This window comes from Campylobacter helveticus (genome assembly GCF_002080395.1).
Lineage (GTDB): Bacteria > Campylobacterota > Campylobacteria > Campylobacterales > Campylobacteraceae > Campylobacter_D > Campylobacter_D helveticus.
The window spans coordinates 61,923-72,019 of the sequence record NZ_CP020479.1; the positions used below are offsets into that span (position 1 = coordinate 61,923).

13 protein-coding genes are annotated in these 10,097 nt (G+C 29.5%); 11 read left to right on the plus strand and 2 right to left on the minus strand.

The features are described from left to right. Positions 1 to 13: 13 nt before the first annotated feature. The 11 genes from CHELV3228_RS09665 (at position 14) to CHELV3228_RS09705 (ending at position 7,933) form a co-directional block, all read left to right on the plus strand. A complete protein-coding gene (locus CHELV3228_RS09665) occupies positions 14 to 616 on the plus strand; it encodes a thermonuclease family protein (RefSeq protein WP_082200863.1) in 603 nt (200 codons plus the stop codon). After that, entirely contained in the window at positions 613 to 1,491 is an 879-nt protein-coding gene (locus CHELV3228_RS09670) for a hypothetical protein (RefSeq protein WP_082200864.1), read from the plus strand. The genes CHELV3228_RS09665 and CHELV3228_RS09670 overlap by 4 nt, the downstream gene beginning before the upstream one ends. 69 nt (positions 1,492 to 1,560) lie before the next feature. Beyond that, the gene (locus CHELV3228_RS09675; protein ID WP_174900352.1) at positions 1,561 to 2,913 is read left to right on the plus strand and encodes a HipA domain-containing protein; all 1,353 of its coding nucleotides are present in this window, start codon (positions 1,561 to 1,563) and stop codon (positions 2,911 to 2,913) included. A gap of 44 nt (positions 2,914 to 2,957) precedes the next feature. Next, positions 2,958 to 3,194, plus strand: a complete 237-nt coding sequence (locus CHELV3228_RS09680; protein ID WP_139022409.1) for a hypothetical protein — start codon at positions 2,958 to 2,960, stop codon at positions 3,192 to 3,194. After that, positions 3,194 to 3,334, plus strand: a complete 141-nt coding sequence (locus CHELV3228_RS10165) for a hypothetical protein (RefSeq protein WP_156890202.1) — start codon at positions 3,194 to 3,196, stop codon at positions 3,332 to 3,334. The genes CHELV3228_RS09680 and CHELV3228_RS10165 overlap by 1 nt, the downstream gene beginning before the upstream one ends. Beyond that, positions 3,334 to 3,462 (plus strand): hypothetical protein, encoded by a 129-nt coding sequence (locus CHELV3228_RS10720; protein WP_256594219.1) that lies wholly within the window; start codon positions 3,334 to 3,336, stop codon positions 3,460 to 3,462. The genes CHELV3228_RS10165 and CHELV3228_RS10720 overlap by 1 nt, the downstream gene beginning before the upstream one ends. Before the next feature lie 33 nt (positions 3,463 to 3,495). Continuing rightward, on the plus strand, positions 3,496 to 3,648 hold the full coding sequence (locus tag CHELV3228_RS09685; RefSeq protein WP_156890203.1) for a hypothetical protein: 153 nt from the start codon (positions 3,496 to 3,498) through the stop codon (positions 3,646 to 3,648). Beyond that, the gene (locus CHELV3228_RS09690) at positions 3,641 to 5,011 is read left to right on the plus strand and encodes a HipA domain-containing protein (RefSeq protein WP_082200867.1); all 1,371 of its coding nucleotides are present in this window, start codon (positions 3,641 to 3,643) and stop codon (positions 5,009 to 5,011) included. Before CHELV3228_RS09685 ends, CHELV3228_RS09690 begins: the two co-directional genes overlap by 8 nt. Next, a complete protein-coding gene (locus CHELV3228_RS09695; RefSeq protein ID WP_082200868.1) occupies positions 5,011 to 5,754 on the plus strand; it encodes a Fic family protein in 744 nt (247 codons plus the stop codon). The genes CHELV3228_RS09690 and CHELV3228_RS09695 overlap by 1 nt, the downstream gene beginning before the upstream one ends. Before the next feature lie 37 nt (positions 5,755 to 5,791). Then, a complete protein-coding gene (locus CHELV3228_RS09700; RefSeq protein ID WP_082200869.1) occupies positions 5,792 to 6,091 on the plus strand; it encodes a hypothetical protein in 300 nt (99 codons plus the stop codon). A gap of 6 nt (positions 6,092 to 6,097) precedes the next feature. Continuing rightward, positions 6,098 to 7,933, plus strand: a complete 1,836-nt coding sequence (locus tag CHELV3228_RS09705; protein WP_082200870.1) for a type IV secretory system conjugative DNA transfer family protein — start codon at positions 6,098 to 6,100, stop codon at positions 7,931 to 7,933. A 55-nt stretch (positions 7,934 to 7,988) separates the two neighbouring features. Here the strand turns inward: CHELV3228_RS09705 and CHELV3228_RS09710 are convergent, their stop codons facing one another. Both CHELV3228_RS09710 and CHELV3228_RS09715 read right to left on the minus strand, forming a co-directional pair. Then, positions 7,989 to 8,510 carry a hypothetical protein gene (locus tag CHELV3228_RS09710; protein WP_082200871.1) on the minus strand — a complete coding sequence of 174 codons (522 nt, stop codon included), beginning with the start codon at positions 8,508 to 8,510 and terminating at the stop codon, positions 7,989 to 7,991. Further along, the gene (locus tag CHELV3228_RS09715; RefSeq protein ID WP_082200872.1) at positions 8,503 to 8,730 is read right to left on the minus strand and encodes a hypothetical protein; all 228 of its coding nucleotides are present in this window, start codon (positions 8,728 to 8,730) and stop codon (positions 8,503 to 8,505) included. The genes CHELV3228_RS09710 and CHELV3228_RS09715 overlap by 8 nt, the downstream gene beginning before the upstream one ends. Positions 8,731 to 10,097: the final 1,367 nt, after the last annotated feature.

Sequence of the window (10,097 nt, forward strand, 5' to 3'; positions counted from 1 at the left end):
TCCTAAAAATACAATGAATTTAAAACCCATCAACCTACTCAAAAGAATACTAAAAACAAAGAAGATAACTTTTTCTTTAGTGATTGCGATTGTTATTTTTGTCATCAGTCAAAGTCCAAGCTTATCTTCAAGCTTAAACCACAATATACTTTCAAACCTTAATCTCACCCATTTCCTCCCTCAAAACACACTAAGCTATTCTAATACACAAGGAAGAGTTTTAAGAGTGATAGACGGAGATACCATAGAATTATTAGTCAAGCAAGAAGATATTAAACAAAGTCCTAAGATTAAAGTGCGTTTATTTGGCATAGACGCCCCTGAGAAAAAACAAGCTTATGGAAAAGAAGCAAAAGAGTTTTTAAGTTCTCTCATTTTAGATAAGGAAATTACTTTAATCATTAACGATAAGGATAAATATCAAAGAACTATAGGCACAATCCTTTTAAACGATAAAGACATTAATAAAGAAATGGTTAAAAATGGTTATGCGTGGGCTTATGAAAGTTATTCTACAAAATACCTTACAGAGCAAGCAGACGCACAAATGTTTAAACTAGGACTTTGGCAAGATGAAAATGCTATAAAGCCTAGTGAGTTTAGGAGGGGCAAATGATAGTTTTAATACTTTTTCTCTGCTTAACCTTTATTTTTTGGACTAAGCACAAACTTGATTTAGAAAGAGAATTTATCTATGAATATGGTTCTTATATTATGGGGCTTAGTAGTGTTTTAATTTATGCGTATTTGTATATGAGTGAAGAAAAACAGACAAGTTTTTATTACTTATTTTTAATTCCTTGTTTTTTATTTTTGCTTTATTACATTAAACAAAAAATAAAAGCTAAACCTTTAAATATAGAAGCGAACCAACAAAGATACTTTGATGAAGTTGATGCTTCTATGATAAATGAGTATTATAAGAGCAGAAAAGACATAAAGAGCAATAGAATAGAAGTAAGTGTCAATAAAGAAAGTAAAAAGCTGATGAAAAATGGCAAAATCGTGCCTGAGTTTTTCTTACTTTATCATCATTTAGAGCCAACTAGGGTAAAAGATATAAATGAGCTTAAGAGCAATACCATTTTTGCCATTATCTTTAAAAAGCTTGAGGAATTTATCAAACTTAAAGAAGTTAAAATCGATTATGAAAAAGAACTCGCTTGCAATAATCATTATTTAGCAGAGTTTTTCTTAATGGAGCTTTGGGAAAAATACACTCCACAATTTAATATCTCAGTCGCAAATTTAGACATACTCGCTAAAAATGAAAAAGAAAGAGAATTCTTAGGGGCATTAGATTTAATCCATCTAAATTGCGTTAAAAGAAAAGGGGCGGTGTTTTACTATAAATACCTTGAGTTTAAAGATAGGATTAAAGAATATGTCAAAAACGAAGTGAGTGAAAATCCTACAAATGAGAGTGGATTTGATGAAACTTATGCAAAGGAAAATGATAGTGATAAAACACCTTATAAAACACAAAACTGACATTTTTGCTAAGTTTATGTGGAGTTAAGACTTTGGTATAATTTGAGATAAATTTTTAAGGAATAGATTATGGATTATGTTTTAAAGAATAAAGACAAGGCAGTATTAAAATTTAAAGTAGAAAACATCGAAACAAAATCTATGGTTACAAATACCATAGAACTTAATCAAAAATTAGTAGAAATTGAAATCATAGAAAGTGCATTATTTCCAAAAAACTTACCTCTTAATGATTTAGAAAGAAATTTAGAGCTTTGGATTAAAGATAGAAAAGTCCCACAAAATAGAGCCTTTGTTGAAAACATTATTGCAACTTATGCTATTAATGGTAAAGAACAATTAATGGATTACATTGATGTTTCTTTAGGGCTTTCACTCAACGACTCTTTTTGGATAGTGCCTAAAGATAAAGCTTACAAATGGAAAGATTATAATCTTTACACAAATGATTTTAATGAAGCTTTAGCCTTAGTTGCCTTTGGGATAAAAACTGAAAGGATAGAGGGTATTACCTCTTCACCTGAATTTACCACTAATGGTATGCTTAGGAAATGTTGGCATAAAGATGAGAGTGGAATTTATCTTTATAAAAGTAATAGCGAAGCAAAAGATTCTAAAGAAGCTTATAGTGAGTATTATATGGCTCAAGTCGCACAGGCTTTAAATTTTAATGCCATACCTTATGATTTAAAACTTTTTCACAATGAACTAGTGAGTTCTTGCAAACTTTTCACTAATGAAAACGAAGGATTTGTGCCTATATATCATTTTTTAAGCGAAGAAAAGCGAAAGCTAAAAGGACTTGAGCTTATAGAAGAATTATTTACAATTTATGGCAAACACAAAGATGAGCTTGTTGATTTGCTTTTATTTGATGCTTTAATTGCAAATAAAGATAGACACTTAGGCAATTTTGGAATGATAGTGGATAATAATACAGGCAAACTTTTAAGAGTAGCACCTATATTTGATAATGGACTTTCTATTTTTAACTTGATGAAATATCCTAATGATGAGTGGCTAGATAAAAAAAGCTTGGAAAAGACTTCTTGGTTTGAATTAAGCTTTAAAGAGCAACTTTATCGCTTTGCAAGAGAAAGACACTATGAAGCCTTATCAAACTTGCAAAACTTTACTTTTCAAAGGCATAAAGATTTTAATTTAGACGAGCAGTGGCTCATATCCGCTCAAAATAATATAAGAGCTAAAGCCACAAAAGCCTTAGAATTTATCAAAGAAAAAGAAGCTTTAGAAGAACAAGCAAGACTAAACAACTTAATCGAGCAAACTAAAATACATCAAGCCGAAGCAGATTTAAGAACTAAAAAAGGCTCACAGCAAAGTGATATTTTAGAGACAAGCTCAAGCGAAAGCTTAAAAGAGGTTACAAACACTCACGCTCATAGAATTAGGAAGAGATGATGATTTTGGCTAGAATTTATCCTTTTGCAAGAAAGGATATAAAAATGAAACTAGACAGAGTTAAAGAGGAAGTCGCAAATATTAGGCGAACGCAGAATTTTTTCTTAACAGCATTGGTAGGTATAGTCGCTTATCTTTTTGCTAATTTTGAATTAAAGCCTAATCTTAGAAATGTTTTAGCAGTGTCTGCTTTAATAGTATTAGTCCCCATATTGCTTTCGTTTAAAGATGCGATGAAAAGAAAATTAAGTGAATTAGAAAAAACAGGAAAGGATGAGTAATGCAAGATGTAACTTGGTGGTTAATCGTGCAAGTTGGCGTAGTCGTTTTTTCTTTTTTGTTTGTAGTTTGGATTATGGTGTTTGATGATTATGAATTTCCATTTGGTAGAAAATCTAAGTGGACGAAAAGGGACGAGTGATGCAAACAATAGAAATTATAGGTTACCTTTTTATGTTTTTAACACTTATTTTTTATCATTGTTTGCTTGCGGATAGCTTTTGGATAAAAATGAATAAAAAAGAGCTTGAAAAAAACAGGAAAGGATGAGTAATGAGCTATTCTTTAGTTTCAATCATGTCGTTGTTTATAGTTATTATTACTTTAATCTTAGCCCTTTTGTATGGTATTTTTAAAGATAAAGTTTATGAGTGGTATGAAAAGAAATTCTATCCAGAACAACACAAAGAATTTAAACTAAAAGAGCTTGAAAAAACAGGAAAAGACAATGAGTGATACATTTATCTTTAAACACAACAAACTCTATGCAAAAATACAAGATAAAAATTATTATCTCTTAAAAAATGATAGCTTTATTCTCGCAAATGAGAGCATAAATGAAATTTTAGATATTTTACCTGAGGGGCTTGACCTTGAGCTAATGCTTCATACTTTTAGGCTCAAAGAACCTTTAGAACTTTTGCCTTATCTAAAAAATAATATAGGAGATTTTTATTTTTCTAAAAATATTAATGCCCTAAGTGAAACAAGCATCAATTCTAATCTAAAGCTCAATCAAATTTTCCCTAATGTGCTTGATTTAAAAATTAATCTTTCTTTACAAGCCTTAAAGCCCAATAAAGAATTCAAGCCTTTACAACGCTTATCTTTAAGTGGTTACCAGCACAAACTTCAAGTTAGTATCATTGATGAAACAATTGAAGAAAATTATGCTGATTTTATTTTAAAACCAGCAAGTGATGATTTTTATAATTTAGCGATTAATGAGCATTTGAATGTAAGCTTTATGCAAGAGCTTGGCTTTAAAACACCTTTTAATGCTATTGTATATGATGAAAGATTAAAAAGCTATCATTATCTTATCAAACGATTTGATAGAGATGAAAATGGTAAAGCACTTACCCAAACAAGCCTTAATGCCTTAATGCAAAGCAATGACAAATATGCAGGAAGCATAGAACAAATTGCTGATTTTTTAAAAACAAGACTGGAAGAAAAAGAAAAAATAAAGTTTTTAACCTATATTTATGCAAATGCTCTACTTTATAACAACGACTTACACAAAAAAAACATTAGCTTTCTTTTTAAAGAAAATAAGCTCTTACTAAGTCCCGTTTATGATGTGATTAATATTTATGCGGTTAAAGGATTAGCAAATCTACAATGTGCTTTAAGTATTAAAGGTAAGAAAGATAAAATCAAACTTTCTTATTTTAAACAAGCAAGTGAGTTTTTGGGTATTGATTTTTTAGATTTGAAAAAGTCCTTACAAAACATACGGGAGCTTTATTTGGATTTATATCCAAGCTATATTGAAAAACTTAGCCAAATTCCTCATTTAAGTGGAGCAAAAGAATTAAAACATTTGTTATTAGAGAGTTATGAAAGAAACAAAAGGATTTTTAGAGAAGAAGCTCAAAATCAAAATAACAATTTAGAAGCAAAAGTGAGTGAATTGTTACGAGAGCAAGAAAGCATAGACTCAATGCCAAAAGCAAATGATATTCTTATGAAAGGCTTGGATGTAAGCTCTAATATGGAGTTTGACAAAGAAGATTTAAACGATGAAGCAAACTTAACTTCTCAAAACAATGAGAGTAAAAACAAACCAACTTATACGCTATTGAGGAAACGCTAATGAATAAAATCCTTGAAATTTTAAATGAGGAAAAAGATAGAGTCTTTAAAAATGGCTTGTATCATTACATTCAAATTCACTTTGCTTATAATTCTAATCACATCGAGGGAAGCACACTTACTAAAGAGCAAACAAGATTTATCTATGAAAAAGATTCTTTTTTGGCAGAGGATAATCAAATCATAAAAACAAATGATATTTTAGAAGCCAAAAACCATTTTAGAGCTTTTGATTTTATTTTATCTAATGTATTTAAGCCACTCAGTCAAGATTTTATCAAAGAATTGCATTTTTTAGTGAAACAAAATTGCATAGATATTGAAAGCATAGGAGAATTTAAAAAGAAACAAAACTTTGTAGGCGATATAAAAACAACGCCACCAAATAAAGTAGAGTTTGAAATACAAAATTTATTAGCCAATTATAATGATAGACAAAGCTTTGAGGACATTATAGACTTTCATTTTCATTTTGAAAAAATCCATCCTTTCGAAGATGGTAATGGCAGAGTGGGAAGACTTTTAATGTTTAAAGAGTGTCTTAAAAACGATATTATCCCCTTTATCATTGATGAAGAACATAAGCTTTTTTACTATAGAGGGCTTAAAGAATATGAAAAAACTAGAGGTTATTTAGTAGATACTTGTCTTTCTTGTCAAGATAAATTCAAAGAGCTTTTAGAATATTTTGAAATTGATAACACTCAAAAAACTAATCAGGTTCATAAACTAAGGAGACGCTAATGAAAACTTTATTAAATATCACTCAAAGGACACCACAATGAAAAAATCTATACCGACTCTATTTATCTTATCTATATTAGCTTTAACTCAAGCAAATGCTTGTGTTTGTGCGGGGCAAATTAGCTCATCATATAATGATTTTAAAAACCACATTAGTTCTAAATTAAACGCCCAATTTGAGTCTTTAAAAAAACTCAATAATAGTTTAAAACAAAACGCCAATACCCTCTCTTCGCAAAATGAGCTTCTAGTCAAACATAATGCCTTAATAAAGCACGATGCCCTAAAAGAAAAAGAGCTTATCTTTAAACTCACACAAAAAAATGAAATGAGGTAAAAAATAATGGAATTTGTAAATGCAGATATAAAACATTTTAAACCCAAAAGATTAAGTATTAAAGAATTTTTGCAAAAAGAAGATGGGATAAGGAATTTACTTTCGTTTTCTACTTATCTTTCTATCATTTTTCTCTTTTTACTGAGCTTTAAAAGTGCAAATGATAATCTAGCTCTTTTTGTGTTTATAAGCTTAATAATGCTCTCATCTATCGCTTTGGCTCTTTATCTTTACACTGAGCCTAAAGATACAAAAGAAGCCATTATCCCTAATGAAAAAGGGAAAGATTATTTACTAAGCTTAGGTGTGGAAGTAAAGAAATTTTATGGTGATGCGGTAAAAAGCTCAAAAGCAAAAGATAATAAACTCCGCCCTCTTTTAATCAATGCTGAAACGATGAAAAGACATTTTTTAGTAATGGCGACCATAGGGGCTGGAAAGTCTGTTTTAATGAAGGGGCTTATTGAACAATACGCTCTTTTAGGAGGAGGCTGTTTTATAATAGATGGAAAAGGCACAGATGAATTTGCGAAAGAGATTTATGGTTTGGTTGCTAGTGTAGGAAGAGAAGATGATTTCGTGCATCTTAATTTTTTGGATATGGATAATACCCATACCATTAATCCACTTCTAAGCGGGGGAGCTTTAAGCATTTATGAAATCTTAATCGCTCTTTTAATCGGTGAGGAAAACGAGTGGAAGGAAAAACAAAAGGAATTTATGAAAAACATTTTAAAACTTATGGTGTATAAAAGAGACAATGAAAAAGACTTTGTTTTTGATTTTTCTGCTTTAACAAATATGATGAGTTTAGCCACTCTTATAAAATACGCTCTTGATTACAAACACTTAGCAAAATCTAATGTAGGTATTATGGACTTTGTCAAGTATGTTTCAACAACCATTGAGATAGATAGCGAGGAATTTATCAATGGCAATAAAGACGATGAGAAATGGGTCAAAAGCCTTTATGAAAAGCTTAATCCTAATAATTCAGGACAGGGCGTTTATGATGTTTCAGTTTGTGTGGGTGCGTGGAGAAATGTATTAACAAATTTAAGTAGTGATTATGGACGCATCTTTAATGCTCCAAATCCTGACATTAGCTTATGGGAAGCCACACAAAGAAATAAAATTGTTTTTGTAACCTTACCTACTATGGATAGTGATACTACGCCTAAAGAACTTGGGCGTTTGCTCTTAGGACTTATAAAAGGAGTTGCCGCTCAAAAAGCTAAATTTGCAAAAGAACCTAAAATCCCTTTTGCGTGTTTTTGTGATGAGCTTGGCTCTTATGTGATAGAGGGCTTTGGAAGATTAGAGTCTAAATCTAGGTCTTTAGGAATTTCGGTTGTGCCTTTCTTTCAAAGTCCCGCTCAAATTGATGTGGTGGCTAAAAATGATTATGAAAGAAAAGAGATTATCGATGTAACAGGTGTGCATATCTTAATGAAAAATATGCACCCAGAAACAACAGAGTTTTACGCAAAAATGGTAGAAAAGATTAAGGTAATGAGTAGAGATTTTACTAAAAGAAGAATTTCTGCGAAAGCTGAGGGTAGTGTAGAAGATAGCTATAAAGTAGAGGAAAAAGATGCTTTTGAGCATAATGAAGTTACAAATATGAGTAATGGAGAAATGATGGTCTTTGCAAATGGTAAGCTTCATAGAGCCATAGCTCAAGCTGAAAGCTCTTTACTTGCACTTGGCAAGAAAACCACTTATGAGGGTATGAGTGATGAAAAAATCCCTCTCACGCAATATGTCAATAAAAAGGTGTTTTTTAAAGAAGTGGGAAGAGTGTTAAATAATGAAAAGAGTGAAAAAGAGGGGGTGGCTTAATGAGAATTATGGGATTTTGGAGAAATGGGTAATTTTTTAAATCACACTATAGAGTTTAAGACTTTTTACAAATGGAAGCGGTTCTAAACATCATATATAGTCCATTCATACCTAAGCCTATTTTTGTATGTTGTTTCTTATTGGTTTCTTCTGATTTCATATGATTGCCTCTAAGTTCAGATAAAACCATTTGTAAAGCTTTCTTATGAAAAGATTCTTCCAATTCAATTTGCTCTACTCTTAATAATCTTAGCATACAAACAATAGAAGTTGATATAGCTAATATAGCAAGTTCTTTTTGCTCAATATATAAAGCATCTGCTAGTAAATATCCATACCAAGCTAAAATTTTATAAGGACACACATCTTCTACAACAAGTTCATAGGCGATTGCATAATCAATGTATTGTTCTAAAATATCATTGATAATTTTTTCTTCAAATTCTTTTGTGAGAGAGATTTTCATATTCTCAACTTGCTTTTCATAGCTTTCGGCAAAGGTTCGTTGAAAAAATGTGATGAGACAATGCATTTTATTTGCATCAAAATGCACGAAAGGTTGTGATATTTTAGACATTTTTATATTCTTTCACCAATGAAACAACGCTATCACTAGCCTCACTTGTTTCCTTTTTCATAATTTTGTCATTTTGCAAACTAGAAAGAAAATCTGATACTTCTTTGCCACTACCATTACGTGGTCTTTCACTTTCATTTTTTGTAAATACCACTTTTTGATTTTGCGTTTTTTCTTCTAACTTTTTTTCAAAAAGCTCTTTAATCTCACCTGTTGTCATTCTACTTTCCCTACTACTTTGATGATATAGATATTGTATTAAAAAATTTAAAATGTGGTGCTTAAAATTATATAAAATTACACGAAATTATTTTAAAATTAATAGATTTTACAAAACTAAAAGAATATGTGGCAAGATTAGCAGAAAAGCTATGTGAAAATTTAATTTTGAAAAAAGATTGAAAATAAGCTAAAAGAAATCAACACTTCTTAACCTATCGTATCCGCCATAAAAATAAAAAAAAGAAATCCCGTAGTCTAAAACATAAATAAGAAAATAAAATATCCAAAGAATAAGAATTGGAATAAATGCAATGAGTGGATATTTCTCCTGATAGCTTTCGTTTTTACTAACAACCCCATATATTGCAGTTGCTATGGGTGCTAATAACATAACCCAAAAACAACCTACTAAAAAGAACAATCAGAGATAACTTGGACCAAGAGACTTTCTTAACCCAAGCTACTGCTCAATAAAAATCAATCTTTAAAAAATATACCTTTGTAACTAACATCAACCCGAAATGCACTATGCAACAATCCATCAATAAAAAGGACTGAAAAAAAGTCAAGATAAACAAAATAATGAAAAAGAAAAATTAAGAAAATAGGAACGATATGAATTAATTTTAATTCTTCCACATTAAAAAACAACAATAGTTTTAAATAGCAATACACCAAAAATAATGTAATTATAGCTGGAAGAAAAAATCCAAACATTCCAAAATTCCTTTGCTTAAAGTTCCCAACTTTCGTATTCTACCAAATTCTACTAAAACAAAAATTAAAAAAATATAAAATATAACCTATTTTAGTTATATTAAGAATACAACAAACCTTAAACTATAAACTTAAAGATAATAAATTTTTATGAAAATTAGATAAAAGAACGATTTTTCCATACTCTAAAAGCATTTATTAAATATATAACTAAAAATTATTATAAATAAGTTAAAATTAAGCGTTAATCATAATATTTTTTAATTATATATAAGTTTCAAATCCTTATTACATAGTATTTTAAAGATAATCATATGAAAACTTAAATAAAAAATTAAAATTTGCTTAATTTTTCTTAAAAATAGCTAAACAATAATCCCTGTCGTTATAAATTTTCATCGCTATCATTATAATTCTTAATCATACTTGTTAAGTTTAAGAAACAGTAAAACTATGTAATAATAGGACTTTAAAAGAAATTTTGCGCAATACTTTTCCCTTTAATGTTATTCATACACATTTTTATTCAAAATTCAATTTTTAAACAAAATAAATTTAAAACTTAAAAGTAAGATAAAAGTATAAAATTTCTTGAGAAGATAAATTAATTAGAAACATTAATTATAACTGCACTAACTCATAAAATAA